The sequence below is a fragment of the Massilia jejuensis genome, assembly GCF_042656795.1.
Taxonomy (GTDB): domain Bacteria; phylum Pseudomonadota; class Gammaproteobacteria; order Burkholderiales; family Burkholderiaceae_D; genus Telluria; species Telluria jejuensis.
In genome coordinates this window covers 197150-218634 of record NZ_JBHSMS010000013.1, presented here as the reverse complement: position 1 = coordinate 218634, position 21485 = coordinate 197150, and the positions used below count along the sequence as shown (strand labels likewise).

At 65.6% G+C, this 21485-nt stretch carries 21 protein-coding genes and 1 tRNA gene; 8 read left to right on the top strand and 14 right to left on the bottom strand.

Annotated features, from left to right (window positions below):
• Positions 1–31: 31 nt before the first annotated feature.
• From ACFPOU_RS04135 to ACFPOU_RS04125, 3 genes are all read left to right on the top strand, one after another.
• Positions 32–823 (top strand): sulfite exporter TauE/SafE family protein, encoded by a 792-nt coding sequence (locus ACFPOU_RS04135; RefSeq protein ID WP_379717487.1) that lies wholly within the window; start codon positions 32–34, stop codon positions 821–823.
• A gap of 33 nt (positions 824–856) precedes the next feature.
• Positions 857–1156, top strand: a complete 300-nt coding sequence (locus ACFPOU_RS04130; RefSeq protein ID WP_379717485.1) for an MBL fold metallo-hydrolase — start codon at positions 857–859, stop codon at positions 1154–1156.
• Between the two features lie 82 nt (positions 1157–1238).
• Positions 1239–1988, top strand: coding sequence for an MBL fold metallo-hydrolase (locus tag ACFPOU_RS04125; protein ID WP_379717483.1), 750 nt, complete (start codon positions 1239–1241; stop codon positions 1986–1988).
• Between the two features lie 139 nt (positions 1989–2127).
• On the opposite strand, the gene ACFPOU_RS04120 is transcribed toward ACFPOU_RS04125, so the two are convergent.
• The 7 genes from ACFPOU_RS04120 to ACFPOU_RS04090 all read right to left on the bottom strand — a co-directional run bounded on the left by ACFPOU_RS04120 (position 2128) and on the right by ACFPOU_RS04090 (position 6754).
• Entirely contained in the window at positions 2128–2874 is a 747-nt protein-coding gene (locus tag ACFPOU_RS04120) for a hypothetical protein (protein ID WP_379717481.1), read from the bottom strand.
• A 42-nt stretch (positions 2875–2916) separates the two neighbouring features.
• The gene (locus tag ACFPOU_RS04115) at positions 2917–3573 is read right to left on the bottom strand and encodes a hypothetical protein (RefSeq protein WP_379717479.1); all 657 of its coding nucleotides are present in this window, start codon (positions 3571–3573) and stop codon (positions 2917–2919) included.
• A 169-nt stretch (positions 3574–3742) separates the two neighbouring features.
• A complete protein-coding gene (locus ACFPOU_RS04110) occupies positions 3743–4144 on the bottom strand; it encodes a hypothetical protein (RefSeq protein ID WP_379717477.1) in 402 nt (133 codons plus the stop codon).
• A gap of 501 nt (positions 4145–4645) precedes the next feature.
• Positions 4646–4720, bottom strand: a tRNA-Val gene (locus ACFPOU_RS04105).
• A gap of 39 nt (positions 4721–4759) precedes the next feature.
• The gene (gene dnaQ, locus ACFPOU_RS04100) at positions 4760–5467 is read right to left on the bottom strand and encodes a DNA polymerase III subunit epsilon (protein ID WP_379717475.1); all 708 of its coding nucleotides are present in this window, start codon (positions 5465–5467) and stop codon (positions 4760–4762) included.
• Positions 5468–5522: 55 nt separating this feature from the next.
• Positions 5523–5960, bottom strand: coding sequence for a ribonuclease HI (gene rnhA, locus ACFPOU_RS04095; RefSeq protein WP_379717473.1), 438 nt, complete (start codon positions 5958–5960; stop codon positions 5523–5525).
• A gap of 20 nt (positions 5961–5980) precedes the next feature.
• Positions 5981–6754 carry a class I SAM-dependent methyltransferase gene (locus ACFPOU_RS04090; RefSeq protein ID WP_379717471.1) on the bottom strand — a complete coding sequence of 258 codons (774 nt, stop codon included), beginning with the start codon at positions 6752–6754 and terminating at the stop codon, positions 5981–5983.
• A gap of 11 nt (positions 6755–6765) precedes the next feature.
• Here ACFPOU_RS04090 and gloB point away from each other — a divergent pair, with 11 nt between their 5' ends.
• Positions 6766–7590 carry a hydroxyacylglutathione hydrolase gene (gene gloB / locus ACFPOU_RS04085; RefSeq protein ID WP_379717469.1) on the top strand — a complete coding sequence of 275 codons (825 nt, stop codon included), beginning with the start codon at positions 6766–6768 and terminating at the stop codon, positions 7588–7590.
• Positions 7591–7647: 57 nt separating this feature from the next.
• Here gloB and aceB read toward each other — a convergent pair whose 3' ends face one another.
• Positions 7648–9237: a malate synthase A gene (gene aceB / locus ACFPOU_RS04080; RefSeq protein ID WP_379717467.1), complete on the bottom strand. Its 1590-nt coding sequence runs from the start codon at positions 9235–9237 to the stop codon at positions 7648–7650.
• A gap of 156 nt (positions 9238–9393) precedes the next feature.
• Here aceB and ACFPOU_RS04075 point away from each other — a divergent pair, with 156 nt between their 5' ends.
• Complete coding sequence (locus ACFPOU_RS04075) at positions 9394–10320, top strand: LysR family transcriptional regulator (protein ID WP_379717465.1); 927 nt, start codon at positions 9394–9396, stop codon at positions 10318–10320.
• Between the two features lie 121 nt (positions 10321–10441).
• On the opposite strand, the gene ACFPOU_RS04070 is transcribed toward ACFPOU_RS04075, so the two are convergent.
• The 4 genes from ACFPOU_RS04070 to ACFPOU_RS04055 form a co-directional block, all read right to left on the bottom strand.
• Complete coding sequence (locus ACFPOU_RS04070) at positions 10442–10645, bottom strand: cold-shock protein (RefSeq protein ID WP_182988379.1); 204 nt, start codon at positions 10643–10645, stop codon at positions 10442–10444.
• Positions 10646–10935: 290 nt separating this feature from the next.
• Complete coding sequence (locus tag ACFPOU_RS04065) at positions 10936–11316, bottom strand: Hpt domain-containing protein (RefSeq protein WP_379717463.1); 381 nt, start codon at positions 11314–11316, stop codon at positions 10936–10938.
• A 3-nt stretch (positions 11317–11319) separates the two neighbouring features.
• Positions 11320–11970, bottom strand: coding sequence for a uracil phosphoribosyltransferase (upp, locus tag ACFPOU_RS04060; RefSeq protein ID WP_379717461.1), 651 nt, complete (start codon positions 11968–11970; stop codon positions 11320–11322).
• Between the two features lie 170 nt (positions 11971–12140).
• Complete coding sequence (locus ACFPOU_RS04055) at positions 12141–13817, bottom strand: isovaleryl-CoA dehydrogenase (RefSeq protein WP_379717459.1); 1677 nt, start codon at positions 13815–13817, stop codon at positions 12141–12143.
• Between the two features lie 399 nt (positions 13818–14216).
• On the opposite strand from ACFPOU_RS04055, the gene ACFPOU_RS04050 reads away from it, so the two are divergent.
• Positions 14217–15881 carry a putative bifunctional diguanylate cyclase/phosphodiesterase gene (locus tag ACFPOU_RS04050; RefSeq protein WP_379717563.1) on the top strand — a complete coding sequence of 555 codons (1665 nt, stop codon included), beginning with the start codon at positions 14217–14219 and terminating at the stop codon, positions 15879–15881.
• On the top strand, positions 15878–17389 hold the full coding sequence (locus tag ACFPOU_RS04045; RefSeq protein WP_379717457.1) for an HDOD domain-containing protein: 1512 nt from the start codon (positions 15878–15880) through the stop codon (positions 17387–17389). The genes ACFPOU_RS04050 and ACFPOU_RS04045 overlap by 4 nt, the downstream gene beginning before the upstream one ends.
• Before the next feature lies 1 nt (position 17390).
• Here the strand turns inward: ACFPOU_RS04045 and aroC are convergent, their stop codons facing one another.
• Complete coding sequence (aroC, locus tag ACFPOU_RS04040; protein ID WP_379717455.1) at positions 17391–18482, bottom strand: chorismate synthase; 1092 nt, start codon at positions 18480–18482, stop codon at positions 17391–17393.
• A gap of 209 nt (positions 18483–18691) precedes the next feature.
• Here aroC and ACFPOU_RS04035 point away from each other — a divergent pair, with 209 nt between their 5' ends.
• Positions 18692–20938: a putative bifunctional diguanylate cyclase/phosphodiesterase gene (locus ACFPOU_RS04035; protein ID WP_379717453.1), complete on the top strand. Its 2247-nt coding sequence runs from the start codon at positions 18692–18694 to the stop codon at positions 20936–20938.
• A 49-nt stretch (positions 20939–20987) separates the two neighbouring features.
• Here the strand turns inward: ACFPOU_RS04035 and ACFPOU_RS04030 are convergent, their stop codons facing one another.
• On the bottom strand, positions 20988–21440 hold the full coding sequence (locus ACFPOU_RS04030; protein ID WP_379717451.1) for a CBS domain-containing protein: 453 nt from the start codon (positions 21438–21440) through the stop codon (positions 20988–20990).
• Between the last annotated feature and the right edge of the window lie 45 nt (positions 21441–21485).

The window sequence follows — 21485 nt, the reverse complement described above, 5'->3', positions numbered from 1 at the left end:
CCGGGAAACCTTCGCCTGCCGCGGGCCGGACGTGTTGACCAGTCTTGCCTTGGGCGGCGTGGTCGGGCTGATCCTTGCACTGACCGGCGCCGGCGGCGGCATCCTGGCGGTGCCGCTGCTGCTCTTCGGCACCGGCGTCGGGGTCGACGCGGCCGGGCCGATCGGGCTCATGGCCGTCGGCATGGCGGCCGTGCTGGGCGCCGTGCTGGGCCTACGCGCCGGGATCGTGCGCTATCGCGCCGTCGTGCTGATCGCCGCGAGCGGCATGCTGCTGTCGCCGGCAGGCCTCTGGGCGGCACGGCAGATCGACGGCCGCCGGCTGGCGCTGCTGTTCGCGCTGGTCCTGCTGTACGTTGCCGTCAAGACCTTCAGGCAGGCATCCACGGACGGCGCCAACGCCGGCTCGGCGCATGCCCTGTGCAAGCGCGACGCCGATGCCGGCCGATTCGTCTGGACCCGGCCCTGTGCATCGTCCATGGCCCTGTCGGGCGCCCTTGCCGGCCTGCTGTCCGGGCTATTGGGGGTGGGCGGAGGCTTCGTCATGGTGCCGGCCCTGCGGCGCTACACGGACTTGCCGATGCAATCGGCCGTGGCGACCTCGCTGGCGGTCATTGCCCTGATTTCGGTGGCGGGAGTCGCCGCCAGCGCCGCCAGTGGCGCCGTGGACTGGGCGATCGCCCTGCCGTTTTCGGCAGGCGCGCTGGCCGGAATGCTGGGCGGACGCACGCTCGCCACCCGGCTTGCCGGCCGGCGCCTGCAACAGGGTTTTGCCGCCGTTTGCGCACTCGTCGCCGTCGCGATGATCGTCGAGGCTTTGTCCTGAATGCGTTCGAGTGTCATTCATCGAGGAAATCACATGAACCTGCATCCCATCCAGCTGCTCGATACCCAGTCGTCGACCTTCACCTGTATCCTGGCGGCGCAGCGGTCGAACCAGGCCGTGATCGTCGATCCCGTGGACCCTCATTGGGGGCGCGACCCGCATCACCTCGATCGCGTGGGACTGCGACTGGCCTATGTCCTGGAAACCCATGCACATGCCGGTTACGTGACGTCCGCCGGCAAGCTGCGTGAACTGAACGGCGCGCAGGCGGCGGTGCCAGGCGGCTGCGGGATCGGCGCGGCCGAAGTGCAGTTGAGCGACGGCGATGTCTGATCGACGTCGCCGTGCCCGCGAACCGGAACCTGGGCGCGCCGCACGGCGCCTGAACCCACCCCCACCCGAAGGAGTCAACGCCATGATTTTCCGCCAGCTCTTCGAGCCCCTGTCCAGCACCTATACCTACCTGCTGGGCGATGAACAGACCGGCCAGGCGATCCTGATCGATCCCGTCATCTCGAGCATGGAGCGCGACCTTGCCGAGCTCCGGAGCCTCGGCTTGCGCCTCGCCTATACGCTCGACACCCATATCCATGCCGACCACGTCACTGCTGCGCTCGAACTCAAGCGCGCGACCGGCAGCAGGATCGCGGCGCCGGCGTTCGACCGGCTGGCGTGCACCGATGTCGGTATCGAGGAAGGCAAGCCATTCGAACTGGGGGGGATTCGCCTGCAGCCCCTGCACACCCCCGGCCACACGGATGGGCATTTTTCCTACCTGCTGGGCGAGCGCGTGTTCACCGGCGACGCCCTGCTCATCGAGGGCTGCGGCCGCACCGACTTCCAGAACGGCGATACCGACACCCTGTACCGGAGCGTCACCGAAAAGCTGTTTGCGCTGCCGGACGAGACCCTGGTCTATCCGGCCCACGACTACAAGGAGCGCTTCGTGTCATCGATCGCGCAGGAAAAGCTGCGCAACCCGCGTCTGGGGAAAGGCAAGACGCTGGAAGAATTCCGGGAGATCATGGCCGGTCTGAAGCTGCCTTACCCCACGTTCATCGACTATGCTGTGCCGGGCAACCGCCAGTGCGGCGTGTGTCCCTCCGACCTGCCGGACAATCTTGCCGGCTATTGCCGGAAGATGAGCGCCAGTCCGCAGGGTTGATGCGGACCGATCCGCAGGGCGCAAGCGGCCTTGCTCACGACAGGGCAGGCTCACGCACTGCGCCCGTACAACGCAAAAAGGGCTTGCGACACATGGGTTCGGGAGTGTCTACGATCGTCCTGGCGGTTCAGGCCCATCGTTAGTGAGGCAGATCGAACGGCGTCATCTGTTCCGGCACCGGCACAGGTGCGTTTTTCAAGGGCCGTCGTGGCTCGACACCGTGGCGGACGATGATGAGGTCAGCGTCGCGCCTCAACTGCCTCCCATTGCCATGATCGATTTCCACGACATGCCTTTTACCGAGACAGGTAGCGGCGCTGGTGCACACGTGGCCGACCGGGGCAATCGAAAACAGGGTGCTTGAGGCGAACACCTCGATGCGGCCGGGTACGAGGCGCTCGGCGAGCGAGCAGAGCAAGATGCTCAGGTAGCGGTTTAACGCATAAGCATAGCCTGGCGTCGGGTCACGCATTAACCAGGTAATGCGCAGTTGCGAAGTTGGGTCGAGCAGTTCAGGCCGGAACAGGTCTTGCGCGACATGCGTGGCGACGTTGAGCGGCCATCCGCGCACCATCGTGTCGATCGCGTGCTTGAAGGTGTCGTGCCATTTCTGCAATGTTCGCGGCGCACCCTGACGATTCGGCGCCCAGCCAAATGCACGGCGAGCCGTTTCTTCGGCGCTCATCAACGTCCTTAACATGCCTTCGGTGGGCAGGATGTCGGATTCTGGCGAGGGATTGCTCCTGTCAGCCCTTTCGAGCTCCTCGTAGAGAACGCGCCCGAACAGCGAGGTGGCCGCGCGCTGCAAATCCTGCATGCCGCCATCGCCTGCACCCGAGATGACGATCTTGGTGACCCCCGAAGGGAGCGGCCGGTGGGCATCCATACCGTCGCTGTCCGTCCAGAATTCTGGACCGGCATAGCCCTGCTACATGCCCAGCAGGGGTATTTCACTCACCTGCTCCCTGCCATGACCGATACATGACAGCCTGGCGCCGAACTGCATGGATTGCATGGCCGTGCCTCCTGGGAGCCAGTGGCCGTGGACTTCGAGGAAGCGATTGGCGGGAAGATCGGACTCGACCAAGGCATGGGCATCCAGCCCCGACAGCAACGTTACCGTGCCATAGCCGTTGCGGCCGTTGCGGGTTTTGAGGAAATTATCCCATTGCTTAGTGAACGCCGCGGCCAGCGAAGCGCCGGACATGGCCGCGGTTTGCGGTAACGGAATGGTGCCGACCATCGGAAAGCGCGCCGCTCTCCAATGTCCGTGCGGCCAATCGTACTCCGTTGGATCGATCCGGCGCAGCCAGGAGGCAGAGATGCTGGGAAAGACGTTGGTGGTCAGCTCCACCACGGTGACATCGACGTGGCGCGCGGCAGCCAGCATCGCCGCATTCATGCCAGCGGCCCCCGCCCCGAAAACCAGCAGGGGAAACCCGACGCCGATCGCGCCTTCGGCGCAAAGGGAATTGACGATCAGGGTTGATCGAAGCAATTGGTCACGGACACTGCCGGTCCGCAGACCGGTCAGGTCGTAACAGCGTGGAGACACACGATGAAGCGCCAGAACCTGGTTGGACACGATGCATCCTCCTGAAAGTGCCTGACGAACCCCTACGGCGCCACTATCGATGTTTCGAGCTAGCGAACTAACCAGTCAAAACGACCAGCCACAACGACCTGCACCGGATCTGGGCAGCTCCCTTCACCGCTGGGACATCGATCCGCCTTGCAACCCGTCCGCGTGTACGCTAGCCGGCCACGGGCTCTTCGCGCGCAAGCAGATCAAGGTCGGCGAGGCTGCGGTCCATCAATTCCATCATGTGCAGATATTCGTGCAGTAACGCGTATGCGCTCTTCGGCAAGTCTAGATACTTGCTTCTATGCATAGTGATACCCGCAGCCAGCAATGGTGGCGGCACTGGTCCAAAGGTCCGCGCGGCGAGCGGCCGAGAGAGGACCAGCACGCCGCTCGGAGTGTTGTCCTTGTGCATGCGCGACGTCAAATCCGCCACCGCCGGCTCGATACGATCGGCATCCTCGACAAGCGCAAGCCACAGGCCATCGACTCCCATCAGCGTGGTGCCGAACTCGCCCTTGATGTGCTCTGTCAGCTGCTGGACGGCGACGGGATCGAAAAGATCAAGTGGCATGACATTCTCCGGGTTGTTGACATCATTACGCACCCTCGGCCCGAGTATGCCACCTTTCACAGACGGCGGCGCGCTGTATGCGTGTATCAACAAGGCCTCGCGCAGGGTCGCAGTCGATTGCACCAGCTAGCTGGATCGCCCCTCGAATCGCCCCGGCTTTCGTGGAGGCCGGTTGGTGTGGCGTGAATTTTAACGATACGAAACTGTGAAATCCTGAACGGATGTCTTCAAGCGGGAGGCCGGTGTTCATGATTGAGAGATGGTGGTCGACTCTCTGCACAATACGCAAGCCGAACCGCGAGGGATAGCCGTAAAGCAGCCGATTTCCGGCACCTGGAGTGCTCGACGTCAGCCCTCGAATGCCGTAGTACCTCCACGATTTCGATCACCCTTTCGTTGCCTGTGCGGCAGCAACCTCCACGGCGATTTCCCGTACTTTTCCCGTATAAAGCCAAAAGGCCTGCAACGCGACGTTGCAAGCCTTTGATTTCCTACGAATTCTGGTGGGAAGTGCAAGTTTCGAACTTGCGACCCCTGCAGTGTGAATGCAGTGCTCTACCCCTGAGCTAACCTCCCTGACAACGAGGCGTATTATGCCGAAAACTTTCTCTACCGTCAAACTTTTGGCGAATAATTTCTCCATACGCAGTCACCTTTGACGCCTTTATCGAGCCCGGCCAGCACGGTTTCGTGCAGGCTCAGCTCATCGGCGCTGGCGGCGACGACGATGATTTCGCCCAGCGGCAACGCCTCGAACGCGACGCCATCGGCCGAGGTTTCCACCTCGTGGTCCATCGACAGCGAATTCTGGCCGCGCGTCATCGACAGATAGACGTCGGCCAGCAGCTCCGCGTCCAGCAGCGCGCCGTGCAACTTGCGGTGCGCGTTCGAGACGCCGTAGCGGTCGCACAGGGCGTCCAGCGAGTTGCGTTTGCCCGGATGCATTTCCTTGGCGTTGATCAGGGTGTCGATCACGCCGCTGCAATGCGAGACGAAGCTCGGCAGGCCGAGGCGGCCGAACTCGTGGTTCAGGAAGCCCAGGTCGAACGGGGCGTTGTGGATGATGACTTCGGCGCCATCGATGTAGGCACGCAGTTCCTCGGCGATTTCGTGAAACTTCGGCTTGTCGCTGAGGAACTCGGTGGTCAAGCCGTGGACCGCGAGCGCGCCTTCGTCCGAGTCGCGCTCGGGGTTGATGTAGCGGTGGTAGTTGTTGCCGGTCAGGGTGCGGTTGACCAGTTCGACACAGCCGATTTCGATGACGCGGTCGCCGGTTCGTGGGTTCAGGCCGGTGGTTTCGGTATCGAGGACAATCTGGCGCATGGCAGGCTAGTAATGAATTGAGGCAAGCCCGCAGTATAACGCAAGCGAGCTCTTCCTAACGGCGCACCGTGGCCGCTCCGCGGTTCGCCAGCACGTCCGCGCGCTCGTTGCCGGGATGCCCGTTATGGCCGCGCACCCAGCGCCATTCGACCGCGTGCTGCTGCTGGGCCTGGTCGAGCGCCTTCCACAGATCGTCGTTTTTGACGGGCTCCTTCGCCGCCGTTTTCCAGCCGCGCGCCTTCCAGCCGTGGATCCATTCGGAGATGCCCTTCTGCACGTACTGGCTGTCGGTGTGCAGCACCACTTCGCAGGGGCGGTTCAGCACGCCCAGCGCCTCGATCACGGCCTTCAATTCCATGCGGTTGTTGGTCGTGTTCGGTTCGCCGCCGAAGATTTCCTTCTCGTGACCATCAGCAACCAGCAGCGCGCCCCAACCGCCCGCACCGGGATTGCCCTTGCAGGCGCCATCGGTAAAAATTTCCACTTTCGTCATGCCGCCTGGTCTTTCCTTGTTTATTCTCTGTTGGTTGCCGGGACCGCTTGCGGCGCCCGGCTGGACTTCTTGTTCCACGCCGGCCCGATCAAGTGCATGCCCTTCACACGCTTGATCGCGTGCACGATGTAGACGGCGCCCAGGTAGGGCCACCATTTCTGCCCTGCCGCTTCCATCATGTCGAAGCGGTTGATCCACTGGGCCGTGCGAAACGGCGGCGCGTAACAGCCGAAGTGGCTGCGCGTGACGCCGAGATTCAATAATTTTAACCAGTCTTTCATGCGCGGCATAGAGATGAATTCGCCTGCCGCCGGCAGGTAGCCGCTGCGCGTGACCTTGCCGATACCCTGGCGCACGCCCCACAGGCTGGCCGGATTGAAGCCGCAGATGATGACCTGGCCCTCGGGAATGAGCACGCGCTCGACCTCGCGCAGCACCTGGTGCGGCTCCGCCGCGAACTCGAGCACGTGCGGCAGCACGACCAGGTCCAGGCTCTGCGAGGCGAAGGGCAGCTCGGCGAAGTCGAGGGCGACGGCGACCTGCTTGCCGTTCGCGGCAAACTCGAGTTCGTCGAAGGTCGAAGTGCGTGTTGCCGCCTGCCACTTGTTAGGCATGCGGTTGGCGGCCAGCGCATCGATCTGCGGCACGCCGATCTGCACCGCGTTATACCCGAAGATATCGGCGGTGAGCTCGTCGAGGCAGGCTTGCTCGAAGGCACGCACGTAGGCGCCCGCCGGCGAAAGCAGCCATTCGTCGAGCGCTATAATGGATTTTTCGGATGCAGCGCTATCCATGACTACCTCTTATGCAAACCAGACCTGATTCCAGCGGCGAGAGCGCCGCGCGTAATGATTTGAGTGTGTTAGCCGTGCCCGCGTTCAAGGATAATTACCTTTGGCTGATTCACGACGGCAGGCAGGCCGCGGTCGTCGATCCGGGCGACGCCGCGCCCATCCTGGCGGCGCTGCGCGAACACGACCTCGCTCTTACCTCCATTCTACTCACCCATCACCATGCTGACCATATCGGCGGCGTACCGGCGCTGCTGGCGCACTATCCGGTGCCGGTATTCGGCCCGCGCGACGACGGCATCGACGCCGTGACGCGGCCGCTGGCCGAAGGCGACCGGATTACCCTGCCGGGACTCGGCCTGGAGTTCGCCGTCATCGACGTGCCCGGCCACACGCTCGGCCACATCGCCTACGTGCGCACCACGCCCGGGCTGCACTGGCTGTTCTGCGGCGACACGCTGTTCGCCGGCGGCTGCGGACGCTTGTTCGAAGGCAGCCCGGCGCAGATGGCGGCCTCGCTCGCCAAGCTGGCCGCGCTACCCGAGGATACGCACGTGTACTGCGCGCACGAATACACACTGGCGAACCTGCGCTTCGCGCAGGCCGTCGAACCGGGCAACGAGGCATTGACGCTGCGCATGCGCGAGGAGAGCGCCAAGCGCGCGGCCGGGCTGCCGACCGTGCCGTCGAGCATCGGACTGGAGCGGCGCACGAATCCCTTCCTGCGCTATCGCGAGCCGGAAATCGTCGCCTCGCTCATCGCCGCGGGCAAGCTGCCCGAGGGCGCCGCGCCGGTGCAGGCCTTCGCCGCCCTGCGCGAATGGAAAAACGTCTTCTAGACGAAACAACGGCGCCGTCCTGGAGGACGGCGCCGTCGGGTTTGCTTCAGACCGCGATCAGATTTCTTCGTACAGCGGCAGCGTCAGGAACTCCGCGAACTCTTCCGAGGTCGACATTTGCTCGAAGATGACGGCGGCACGCGCATAGCTCGGGTTGTCGCCGTTCGGCGCGGCTGCTTTCGCCTTGGCCAGCTCTTCCGGAATCATGGCACGCACCATCTCGGCGGTGACCTTGCGGCCGTCGTCCAGCACGCCTTTCGGCGAGCGGATCCATTGCCAGACCTGCGAGCGGCTGATCTCGGCGGTGGCCGCGTCTTCCATCAGGTTATGGATCGGCACGCAGCCATTGCCCGCCAGCCAGGCGCCCAGGTAATGGATGCCGACGTTGATGTTGTAACGCAAACCGGCCTCGGTGATCGGCGCTTCCGGCTTGAAGTCGAGCAGCTGCTCGGCAGTCACTTCGACGTCCGAACGCTGCTTGTCGATCTGGTTCGGCTTGTCGCCCAGCACCTTGGTAAATTCCGTCATCGCCAGTTCGACCAGGCCCGGATGGGCGACCCAGCCACCGTCGTAGCCATCGGTGGCATCGCGCGCCTTGTCGGTGCGCACGCCGGCCATCGCGGTGTCGTTCTTCTCCGGATCGTTCTTGATCGGAATGAGGGCTGCCATGCCGCCGATCGCCGGCGCATTGCGCTTGTGGCAGGTCTTCAGCAGCAGCAGGGCGTATGCCCGCATGAAGGGGGCGGTCATCGTCACCTTCGGACGGTCGGCCAGGCAGAAGTTCTTGTCGAGCTTGAATTTCTTGATGCAGGAGAAGATGTAATCCCAGCGGCCGGCATTCAGGCCGGCGCTGTGTTCGCGCAGTTCGTACAGGATCTCGTCCATCTCGAAGGCGGCGAGGATGGTTTCGATCAGCACGGTCGCCTTGACCGTGCCGCGCGGCAGGCCCAGCGCTTCCTGCGTCGCGATGAAGATGTCATTCCAGAGGCGCGCCTCGAGGTGCGATTCCATCTTCGGCAGATAGAAATAAGGACCTGCGCCGCGTGCGATTTGTTCCTTGGCATTGTGGAACATGAACAGGGCGAAATCGAAGATGCCGCCGGAAATGCGCTTGCCGTCGACCAGCACGTGCTTCTCGTCCAGGTGCCAGCCGCGCGGACGCACGACCAGCGTCGCAACCTTGTCGTTCAGTTTGTAGCTCTTGCCGTTCTGCTCGAGCGAGATCGTGCGGCGCACCGCGTCGCGCATGTTGATCTGGCCGGTGATCTGGTTGTCCCAGCTCGGCGCATTGGAGTCCTCGAAGTCGGTCATGTAGCTGTCGGCACCCGAGTTCAGGGCGTTGATGACCATCTTGCGCTCGACGGGACCGGTGATCTCGACGCGGCGGCATTCGAGCGCCGGCGGAATCGGCGCGATCTTCCAGTCGCCGTCGCGGATGTGCTTCGTTTCAGGTAGGAAATCGGGGCGCTCGCCGGCGTCCAGGCGCTTGGCGCGTTCGACGCGCGCGGCCAGCAATTCCTGGCGCCGCGGCTCGAACTTGCGAGTCAGCATCGCAACCAGCTCGAGTGCCTCGGGCGTGAGGATGGCGTCGAAACCGGGCTTGATGTCGCCCGAAATTTCCAGGCCTTGTGGAGTGGCGATGGTCATGTGGTGCTCCTTCTTGGAAGTAGATGATCGTGCGTGCGAACGTCAAGTATAAGCCAGCTTGGCGTTTGTCTTATCATCAAGTATATTCAACACAAAGTACTTAAACGATACATTTACGCACTTCATTCGTGCGTATTTGTCACAGATCGGAGCGGCATGGGCAAGTTCAGGGAGATGGCCACCTTCGTCGAAGTCGCCGCGCGCGGTAGCTTGTCGGCGGCCGCGCGCGCCGAGGGCATCGCGCCGGCCATGATCGGGCGCCGCCTCGATGCGCTGGAAAGCCGGCTCGGCGTCAAGCTGCTGCAGCGCACCACACGCCGGCTGGCCCTGACCGACGAAGGCGCGGCCTTCCTGGAGGATTGCCAGCGCATCCTGGCCGACATGGACGAGGCGGAAACGGCCGTGTCCGAGCGCAGCGCGCATGCACGGGGCCATCTGCTGGTGTCGGCGCCGGCCGGCTTCGGGCGCCAGCACGTCGCGCCCCTGCTGCCCTCCTTCCTGGCCGAACACCGCGACCTGACGGTCAACCTGAACCTGAACGACCGGGTCGTCGACGTGGTCGGCGAAGGCGTCGACGTGGCGATCCGGATCGCCAGCCTGGCCGATTCGAACCTGGTCGGCGTGAAGCTGGCCGACAATGCGCGCGTGGTGGTGGCCAGCCCGGCCTACCTGAAGCGCCACGGCACGCCGCGCACGCTGGACGACCTGGCACGCCATAACTGCCTGGCGATCAGCAGCGAAGGCAGCCAGCGCGGCTGGACCTTTCGCAACCATCACAAGACGGTCACGCTGAAGGTGGCCGGCAATCTGGTGTGCAATGACGGTGAGGTCTTGCACGACTGGGCGCTGGACGGGAAAGGACTGGCCTGGCGTTCGATGTGGGAAGTCGGCGCGCAGATCGAAGCGGGCCAGCTGGTGACGGTGCTCGACGATTACGCGGCGCCCGGCAACGATATCCATGCGGTGTTTGCCCAGCGCCGCCATCTGCCGCTGCGCATCCGTGTCTTCGTCGACTTTTTACGGCGTGCATACGCGCATGCTGATTACTGGCGACCAGCAAACAAACCGGCTCCGGCACCCTGAACGGCCCCTGGGCGGCGCGCCGATGCGCCTTCAAGGCCGGTTCGGCAGCGACATTTCCGGAACGTTGGACGAAAAAAAATCCCCGGCAAAGCCGAGGATTTTTCATCGGTAACTCAGACGATTAGATCGGCTGGATGTTCGATGCTTGTTTGCCCTTAGGACCCGAGGTCACGTCGAACGAGACGCGCTGGTTCTCTTGCAGGGACTTGAAGCCTTGGCTCTGGATAGCCGAGAAGTGCGCGAACAGATCTTCGCCGCCTTCATCAGGGGTGATGAAGCCGAAGCCCTTCGAGTCATTGAACCATTTAACGATGCCAGTTGCCATTACAATTTCCTATTTCAGTTAAGTGGGCTTACGCCCGTTTATGATCGTTTGAAGAAGCAAGAAAGAAATGACAGACAGACTGCACTACTAGCTCGAACCCAACGATCCCGTATTATACCGAATAAAACCGCTTACATGCGATTTTTGTAAAATAAAAAAGCGGGCCGCATGACAATGCTGTACATCAACTTCACGCAGCCTTCGTTCTTTATCGGCAGTAGGGACAATATAGGGTATCGACTGGCTTCAAGTTTGCGCTGTATCAAACGGCTCGCCGCTGGATTTTTAACTTACGGCAACAGCGAAAACGCGGCGCTATGGTATGGGGGCGCCGGACTGGTCATCCCGTTGCGGACAAATTCGTCCAGTTGAGACAGCCAGGCCTGCCAGTCGTTTTCCCCGACGATCTCGAACGCGGTCAGCACCCGCAGGCGCTGCTCTAGGGCGCGCGCACCCTGCCCCAGCTCGCGAAAGCCGAACGTCACGGCCGCGCCGGCGAGCGTGTGCAGCAGCGACTGCAGCTCGGCCGCGCGCTGGGGCGCCGGCGCGGCGGGATCGAAGTCGGCGCCGGCCTGGCCGAGCCGCCGCAGGGTCGCCGGCAGGCCGTTGCGGAAGCCCTCGTTGGCCTCGGTCAGGCGGACAAAGAAGTCCGCATCCACGGAGCGGACCATGGCTTACTTGGTGCCGAAGATGCGGTCGCCCGCATCGCCCAGGCCGGGCACGATGTAGGCGTGCTCGTTCAGGTGCGAGTCGAGCGCGGCGACATACAGCTTGACCTTCGGATGGGCGTCGTGGAAGACCTGGACGCCTTCCGGCGCGGCCACCAGGGCCAGGAAGATGATGTGCTCGTCCGGCACGCCGCGCTTTTTCAGCACATCGACCGCGTGCACCGCCGAGTTGCCGGTGGCCACCATCGGATCGCAGAGGATGAAGGTGCGCTCGGAGGTGTCGGGCAGGCGCACCAGGTATTCGACCGGCTCGTGGCTGACCGGATCGCGGAACACGCCGATGTGGCCGACGCGCGCCGACGGCACCAGTTCCAGCAGGCCGTCGCTCATGCCGATGCCGGCCCGCAGGATGGGCACGATGGCCAGCTTCTTGCCGGCGATGACGGGCGCGTCGATCGTCACCAGCGGGGTCCGGATCGAACGCGTGGTCAGCGGCAGGTCGCGCGTGATCTCATAGCCCATCAGCAGCGTGATTTCCTTGAGCAGCTCGCGGAAGGTGCGCGTCGAGGTGTCGTGCTCGCGCATGTGCGACAGCTTGTGCTGGATCAGCGGGTGGCTCAGGATGAAAAGGCTGGGAAAGCGCGGGTCTTGTTTCATGATGGACGTATCGGATGTGCTGTGAACGAAGCGTAAGCGCGCCATTATCCCAGTCGCGCGCGCTTTTGTCGCGCTCCCGGCGCAGAAATTTCATACGGCGGTGCAAGGCGGCGTGCCGCGCTGCGCGCTGCCGGCACGGGCCGGCAACCTGCCTGGTTCCGGACGAGCGCTCAGACGACCAGGGCCCGCCCGAGGATCGCCTCGAAATCGGTGTCGGCCGGCAGCCGCCCGAAGGCGCCCCCCACATCCTGCGCGATGCGCGAGGCGACGAAGGCCTGGGCCACGAACGGCGGCGCATGGCGCAGCAGCAGCGCGCCCTGGACCGCGATCACCACCCGCTCGGCCAGCCGGCGCGCGCCGGCTTCGACGGCATGCGCGATGTCGCCCTCGAGCGCACGCACGTAGGCGGCAAAGCGCGCGTCGAGGTGCGCCGCCGGCCGCAGTTCCGCGTCCAGCGCCGCGCGCGCCGCTTCCGGATGCTTGCCCAGCGCGCGCAGCAGGTCCAGGCACATCACGTTGCCGGAACCTTCCCAGATCGAGTTGACCGGAAATTCGCGGTACAGGCGCGCCAGCGGGCCGTCCTCGACATAGCCGTTGCCGCCCATGACTTCCATCGCCTCGGCGCCGAATGCGGGGCCGCGCTTGCAGAGCCAGTACTTGCCGGCCGGGGTCAGGATGCGCGCGAGCGCCGCTTCTAGCGGATCGCCGGGCTGGTCGAAGCAGCGCGCCAGGCGTAACGCGAAGGCGGTCGCGGCCTCGGATTCGAGCGCCAGGTCGGCCAGCACGTTCTGCATCAGCGGCTGCTGCGCAAGCGCCTTGCCGAAAGCGAAGCGGCCGCGCGCGTGGTGCAGCGCATGGCACAGGGCGGCTCGCATGATGCCGGCGGTGCCGACCACGCAGTCGAGCCGGGTGAGGCTGCCCATCTCGAGAATGGTTGGAATTCCGCGTCCGACGGCGCCGACCAGCCAGCCGAGCGCGCCGGCGAATTCGACCTCGGACGAGGCGTTCGAGCGGTTGCCGAGCTTGTCCTTCAGACGCTGCACGCGGATGGCGTTGCGGCTGCCGTCGGGCAGGAAGCGCGGCACGAAAAAGCAGGACAGTCCTGCACTGCCTCCCGCGTCGGCCTGGGCCAGGATCAGGTGCGCGTCGGACTGCGGGGCCGAGAAGAACCATTTGTGGCCGACGATGCGCCAGGCTCCCTCGCCCTCCTCGCCGAAACGCTCGCGTGCCTCCGACGGCGGGATCTCGGTGGCGCGCGTCGTGTTGGCGCGCACATCGGTGCCGCCCTGCTTTTCCGTCATGCCCATGCCGATCAGGGCGCCATGTTTCCGTTCAACCGGCAGCGAGCGCGGATCGTATTCGTTCGAAAGGATCTTCGGCAGCCAGCGCTCGCCGAGCCGGCCCGCGCGGCGCAAGGCCGGCACCGATGCATAGGTCATCGTCACCGGACACTGGGCGCCGTTTTCGACCTGCCCGAACAGCAGGTAGGCAGCGGCGCGCGCGACCTGGGCGCCGGGACGCGGGTCCAGCCACGGCGCGCAGTGGGCGCCGGCGCCGATCATCATCCCCATCAGCGCGTGCCAGGCCGGGTGGAATTCGATGTCGTCGACGCGCCGTCCGGCGCGGTCGAAGCTGACCAGGCGCGGGACGTTGCCGTTCGCCAGGCGCGCCAGGTCGAGTACCTCGAAGCGGCCCAGGCGGGCGCCGAGCGCGTCGAGCCGCCCGAGGGCCCAGGCCGCACCCTCGCGCGCCACGGCTTCCCCCAGCGCCGGATCGCAGCGCAGCAGGTTGACGTCGCCGAAAGGCGGCGCCTGGTTGAAGACCTCGTGTGTATCGAACTGGTCCATGGCGGCTCCTCGCTGGCTGGACACTTGCAGGGCTGCAATGTTGCAATAAAGCATCGGAACGGCGGTCCGTGCTTTCGGTAATGCAACTTTTGCGCCACAATGACCCTCCGGGTTGACGGCGCATGTTAGCGATCCTTTAATACGCTAGCGCAAATCGCCCCGTCGGACAAGGCCCTGCGCTAGCGCAAAGGGCCGTGCGGAAAGACTGGCGAGCCAGTTTTTTTAGTGCCTCTTGGCATTTTTCAGTGATAAAGTGCCCCGTGGTTTGTTAAACTCCCATGGCTTCGCCTGGTCCAGGTACCCGCACATAAGGCAACTATTTCAACGATGCGCTCTACTTCAGCCGCCGTGCCGTTCGAACAGCCGCGTCCCGCGCCCGCGCCTGGTCCAGAGGGTCTGATGGAAGCGGCCGGCGATTGCGTCTTCCGGATCGCGCCGGGCGGCGCGATCCGCGCCGCCAGCCGCCGTGCGCAACGCCTGCTGGAGTCGCCTCTGCCGCTCGAAGGCGCTTCCCTGTTTTCCCTGGTGCCGGACGCCGACGGCGCCGCCCTGCGCACCGCCGTCGCCGAAGCCATCGCCACCGCCGAACCGGTGCTGGCGCGCGCGCGCCTGCGCTGCGCCGCGCACGAGCTTCCCTTCGAGCTGCGCATCGCCGTCCTCGAAGACGGCGACACCCTGCTGGTGGTCGGCCGCGACATGAGCGCGCAGCAGGCCACCGAAGAGCGCCTGCGCCACATGGCGACCCACGACGCCCTGACCGAATTGCCGAACCGCCTGCTGTTGTCGGACCGGATCCGCATGGTGATCGCCAATGCGCGCCGCTCGGGCCAGGGCTTTGCCGTGGCCGCGATCGGCATCGACGGCTTCAAGAAGGTCAACGACGCGCTCGGCCGCGCGGTCGGCGACGCCGTGCTGTGCCAGGCCGCCGCGCGCCTGCGCAAGACGATGCGCGACAGCGATACGCTGGCGCGCGTGGGCGGCGACGAATTCGTCGTCATCCTGCCCGGCACCGCCAGCGAAGCGCAGATCAAGCTCGTCACCGGGCGCCTGCTGGCCGCCCTGCAGGCGCCGTTCGAGCGCGATGGCCACACGATCTACCTCGGCGCCTCGGTCGGCGTCGCGCTCTACCCGCAGCATGCCGAGGACGACCATGGCCTGCTGGCGCTGGCGGACGCGGCCCTGATACGCGCCAAGGAAACCGGCAAGGGCCGCGCGATCGTCTACAGCGTGCGCGAGCATGGCCTGCCGCAGCACGACATCTCGCTCGAGGCGGCCATGTTCACGGCCGTGCGCGAAGGCGAATTCCTGCTCTACTACCAGCCGATCGTCGACGCCAGGACGCGCCTGATCGAAGGCTTCGAGACGCTGATGCGCTGGAAGCACCCGACCCTGGGCATGGTGCCGCCGGTGCGCTTCATCCCGATCGCGGAAACGAACGGCCTGATCAACATGCTCGGCGCCTGGGCCCTGAAGGCGGCCTGCGTGCAGCTGCTGCAGTTCGAGCAGGCGGCCGGGCGCGAGCTCTACATCTCGGTGAACATCAGCCCGCGCCAGTTCCGCAACGATAAATTCCTCGGCGTGCTGGACGAGGCGCTGGCGCTGTCCGGCATGCCGGGCAACAAGCTGGTGCTGGAGATCACCGAAGGCACGCTGATGGTCGACCCGCAGCATGCCGAGGCCATCCTCACCAGGATGGCCGAGCGCCGGGCGCGCATCGCGATCGACGATTTCGGCACGGGCTACTCGTCGCTGGCTTACCTGAAGCGCTTCCCGATCTCGGTGCTGAAGATCGACCGCGCCTTCGTGAAAGACCTGCCGGGCGCGCCCAAGGAAACGGCCATCTGCAGCGCCGTGATGGACATGGCGCGCCACCTCGACCTGGTGGTGGTGGCCGAAGGCGTCGAGACCGAGGAGCAACTGGGCTGGCTCTCGACGCGCGACTGCCGCTATGTCCAGGGCTACCTGACCGGCAAACCGATGCCGGCGCACGTGGCCCTGGCAGCCCTGCACGACAACCACTACACGGCCTTGCTGCCGCCAGATCTTCGGGCAAGTACATCATGACCCCCTCCTCGACCGAACGCGTCCCGGCGGCCACGCCCGACGCCACGCTCTCACTGTTGTGGGAACGCATCCGCCGCCAGGGCGACATGCCCGGCTTCACGCGCGCCATCAACGCCATCCTGGCCTCGATGCGCGGCGAGGACGAGCACGAATTCTCGATGACGCAAACGGTCCTGTCGGACCCGGTCCTGACCCAGAAGGTGCTGCGCCTGGCCAACAGCGGCATGTATTCGGCCTTCGGGCAGCGCATCAACACGGTGTCGAAGGCGGTACTGGTGCTCGGCACCGAGGCAATCGGCCATCTCGCGCTGGGCCTGAAACTGATCGAGGAACTGTCGAAGAACACGCCCGATTCGGCGCATGCCCACGTCGAGATGGAGAAGGCGGTGCTGGCCGGGATGGTGGCGCAGCAGGTGGCCGCGCGCGCCGCCGCGCGCGACCCGGAGGAAGCCGTGGTCTGCTCGATCCTGCATTCGCTGGGCCGGATGATGGTGACCTTCTACATGCCCGAGCGCTGGAGCCGGATGCAGGCCCAGGCCGGCGCCGGGGCCGAGGGCGCCGCCGCCCAGCAGGTGCTGGGACTATCGCTCGAGGCGCTGGGCCGCGCCACCGCCGAGCATTGGGGCCTGCCGCGCAACCTGGTGGCGGGCATGCGCACGCTGGAGCCGGGCGAACGCCAGGACGGCTTCGAGCACGACGACTGGCTGGCCGCGCTCGGCACGATGTCGACCCGCTGCGCGAACTCGCTGTGGAACGACGATGAAGCCGGCGCCCTCGAGGTGGCCGCGCTGGCGCAGGCGTTCGCGCCGATGCTGGGCGTGGCGCCGGACCTGATGATGGCGGCGATCGATACCGCCAAGGCGACCGCCGCGGCCGACCTGACGATCGCGCCGCTGGCCAGGCCGCAGGAGAAGCAGGCGCAGGCCGAGGGGCAGTGGGCACTGCGCGCGCGCCAGCGCGAGGCCGGCAACCGGATCCTGATGAGCGGCGTGGCCGACATGCGCGACGCCGGCGTGGCCGTCAATCCGGGGCAGATGATGTCGATGGCGCTGGAAACGGTCTACCAGGGACTGTCGTTTACGCGCGCTTTCGCCTTCCTGCGCAACCGGCGCGAGGGCAAGTACCTGGCGCGCATGGGCTTTGGCGAAGGCGCCAGGGCCATGATGCCGAACCTCGCCTTCGGCGACGCCTACGAGGCCGACGTCTTCCATGCGGCCCTCGCCAGCGACCGTGTGATCTTCATCGAGAACGCGCGCGATCCGAACTTCGCCGCCAAGCTGCCCGGCTGGTGGTGCGGCACGCTGTCGCAGGCGCGCTGCTTCGTCGTCATCCCGATGTGCATGAACGGCCAGCCGGTCGGCTTCATCTACGGCGACTGGGACGACAGCTTCCCGTCGGTGCACCTCAGCCAGGCCGAATTCTCGCTGCTCAACGACGTGCGCGCGCTGGTCGTCGGCGCGCTCGAGCGGCGCGCCCAGGCCGAGCCGGCGGCGGCCGCCAAACCGTGAATCAGATCCGCGGCGTGTCGACGCGCACGTCGCCGCACTGGGCCCGCCCCATCAGGGCGTGATCGATCAGCACCAGGGCCAGCATCGCTTCGGCGATCGGCGTCGCGCGGATGCCCACGCAAGGGTCATGGCGGCCAAAGGTCTCCACCATCGCCGGCTGGCCCGCCTTGTCGATCGAACGGCGCGGCACGCGGATCGAGGACGTCGGCTTGATCGCCAGCGACACCGTGATGTCCTGCCCCGTCGAGATCCCGCCCAGCACGCCGCCTGACTGGTTGCCGACAAAGCCGCCGGGCGTCAGCTCATCGCCATGCTCGGAGCCTTTCTGGGTCACCGCGCCGAAGCCGGCGCCGATCTCGACGCCCTTGACCGCGTTAATCCCCATCATCGCGTAGGCGATGTCGGCGTCGAGCTTGTCGTAGATCGGCTGGCCGAAACCGACCGGCACGCCGGTGGCGACGACGTCGATGCGGGCGCCGATCGAGTCGCCCGCGCGGCGCAGCTCATCCATGTAGGTTTCCAGCCGCGCCAGCAGCGCCGCGTCGGCGGTGGCCGCGAAGAACGGGTTGTTCGCCACGTGCTCCCAGCCCTGGAACGGAATGGCGATCTCGCCCAGCTGGCGCATGCAGCCCATGAAGCCGATGCCGTAGCGCTCCTTCAGCCATTTCCTGGCCACGGCGCCGGCGCCGACTACGGGCGCGGTCAGGCGCGCCGACGAGCGGCCGCCGCCGCGCGGATCGCGCACGCCGTACTTGTGCCAGTAAGTGTAGTCGGCGTGGCCCGGGCGGAAGGTCTCGGCGATGTTGCCGTAGTCCTTGCTGCGCTGGTCCTCGTTCGGGATCAGCAGCGCGATCGGCGTGCCGGTCGTGACGCCTTCGTAGACGCCCGACAGGATCTGCACCCGGTCGCTTTCCTGGCGCTGCGTCACGTGGCGCGAGGTGCCCGGCTTACGCCGGTCGAGCTCGAACTGGATGTCGGCTTCCGACAGGGCCATGCCCGGCGGGCAGCCGTCGATGACGCAGCCGATCGCGGGACCGTGCGATTCGCCGAAGGTGGTAACTGAGAATAGCTTGCCGAAGGAATTACCAGACATATGCGTGGACGTCGAGAATGCGAAAAGGCCATTCTACCAGCCCGCGCGATCCGCGGCCGGCGCCTGGCTATTCCTCTCAAGAACGATCATTCGTTTCCTAGTAGCAATAGACTTTCCTTTGAAACCAAGAATCCATCTGTGCGTCCAGCAATGTCCGCTATACTCGGTCGGTATGAAATGCAGAGCCCGATCATGGAGACGCAACAATAATGCACGCATCGCTTACGCCCGGATCGGTCCAGCCCGGCCTCGCGCCCGACGTGAACGACGACCTGGTCTTCCTGGGTGAAGCAGCGCTGCAAGCGCGCGCAAGCCGCTCCGGCTGGCCCATCCTGATCGTGGACGACGATGCCGACGTCCATTCCACGACCACCTTCGCGCTGGCCGGGCTGGAAGTCCAGGATCGTCCGCTCGAATTCCTGCATGCCCATTCGGCGCACGCGGCGCGCGCCCTGCTGGCGAGGGAGCCCGGCATCGCCGTGATCCTGCTCGATGTCGTCATGGAACAGCCCGACGCCGGCCTGCACCTGGTGCGCTACATCCGCGAAACGCTCGGCATGCTCGACGTGCGTATCATCCTGCGCACCGGGCAGCCGGGTTACACGCCCGAGATGGAAGCGATCCGCGACCTCGACATCAACGACTACCGCACCAAGTCGGAACTCACCCGTACCAAGCTCTACACGACGGTCGCCGCCGCCGTGCGCGCCTACCAGCAGCTGCACGCGCTCGGCATCGGGCGCGCCGGCCTGGAGCGCATCGTCCATGCCGGCACCGAACTGATGCGCCTGCATGGCGCGCGCGACGTGGCGCGCTCGGTACTGCGCCAGGCCTGCGCCCTGCTCGGCCAGCACGCCGGCGGCGTGCTGTGCGCGCGCGACCCGCTCGGCCTGCGCGTGCTCGGCGCCGCGGGCGGCGCGCTGCACCTCGAAGGGCAATTGCTGGAACCGCAGCACGATGCGCAACTGGCCGGCGCCGCCGGCGACGCCCTGGCCGATCGCCGCGCCGCCTTCGGGCCGACTTGCCTGGCGCTCTATTTTCCTGGCAAATCGGGCCGCGATTTCGCCGCCGCGATCCCGCTCGCGCAGCCGGTCGGCGAGGGCAACCAGCGCCTGCTGCACGTGTTCGCCAGCGTCGTCGGCGTCAGCCTGGACAATGTCGAACTGCTCGGCCGCCTGAACCGGGCCGCCTTCTTCGACCAGCTCACCGGTCTCCCGAACCGCACCCAGCTGGTCGAGGATCTCGACAGCCTGGTGCAGGTGACCGCGGACGTCACGCTGGCCCTGGTCGACCTCGACCATTTTGCCGAAACCAACGACGCGCTCGGCCACCAGTTCGGCGACCAGCTGCTCGTCACCGTCGCCCAGCGCCTGCAGCGCCAGCTCGACCCGCGCCTGACGGTGGCGCGCATCGGCGGCGACATTTTCGCCGTGCTCGGCATGAGCCAGCTCAATACGCCGGCCGCGATCCAGGCGCTGTTCGCGCCGGCCTTCTCGATCGACGGCCAGGACGTACAGGTCTCGGCCACGCTCGGCCTGGTGCGCTTGAGCGAGCACGACGGCAGCGGCACCGACGCCCTGAAGGACGCCGACATCGCCCTGAAACGCGCCAAAACCCAGCAGCGCGGCGGCCACTTCTATTTTTCGCGCAGCATGGGCGTCGAGATCCGCGAACGGGTGCGCCTGATGCACGCGCTGCGCGGCGGCTTCCAGCGCGGCGAGCTGTTCCTCGCTTACCAGCCGCAAGTCGACCTGGCCACGCACCGCCCCTTCGGTGCCGAGGCGCTGCTGCGCTGGCGCCTGGAAGACGGCACCATGACTCCACCCGACCGCTTCATTCCGATCGCCGAGTATTCGGGCCTGATCGTCGAGATCGGCGCCTGGGTGCTGCGCGAAGCCTGCGCCGAACTGGTGCGCCTGCGCGGCGCCGGCCATGGCGACTTCACGATGTCGGTCAACGTCTCGCAAGCCCAGTTGCGCCATCCGCAGTTCATCGACGTGCTGCGCCGCGCGCTGCTCGATACCGGCGCGCCGCCCGAATACATCGAGCTGGAAATCACGGAATCGATGGCGATGGAAGAGCCGCAGCAGCTGGTCGAGATGCTGGCCTCGATCAAGCGCACGGGCGTGTCGATCGCGATCGACGATTTCGGCACCGGATTCTCGTCGCTGTCGCACCTGCAGCGCCTGCAGGTCGACCGCCTGAAGATCGACCGCGCCTTCGTCACCGAAATCACGGGTTCGGCGCGCGGCAGCAGCATCGCCGAGATGGTGATCCAGCTCGGGCGCAACCTGGGCCTGTCGGTGATCGCCGAAGGGGTCGAGGACGAGTGCCAGGCGCAAATCCTGCACGCGCTGGGCTGTCCGCTGGCGCAGGGCTACCTGTTCTCGCGGCCCTTGACACCGGAAGGCTTGCTGGAGTGGCTGGGAGCGCGGCGGCGCGATCAGGCCGCGTGACGCAAGGGCGGCCGGGGGCGGCGGCGACGCGCCTGCCCGTCCAACGGACTCAGTCCTCGGTCGCCTGCTCGGCCGGCCAATCCCGGATGTAGGCCTTGAGCATCCGGTTCTCGAAACTCTGCGCCTCGAGCACCGCGCGCGCAACGTCGTAGAACGAAATCACGCCTTGCAGCGTCCTGGCATCCATCACCGGCAGGTAGCGGGCATGCTTTTCGAGCATCATGCGCCGCACTTCGTTGACCTCGGTGTCGGGCGTGACGGTGATCGGACTGTCGTCCATGTGCTTGCGCACGGTACCGGCGCCGAGCGAGCCGCCGTTGGCATGGAGCACCTTGATCACTTCGCGGAAAGTCAGCATCCCGACGAGATCGCCATATTCCATGACCACCAGGGACCCGATGTCTTTTTCCGACATCGTTTCGACGGCGTCGGCGAGCCGTGTTTCGGGAGTCACCGTGTAGAGGATATGACCCTTCACTTGCAGGATTTCTGAAACTTTCATATTAGCCACCCCGGCTTCTGTTGGAATATTCACTAATCTATTTCT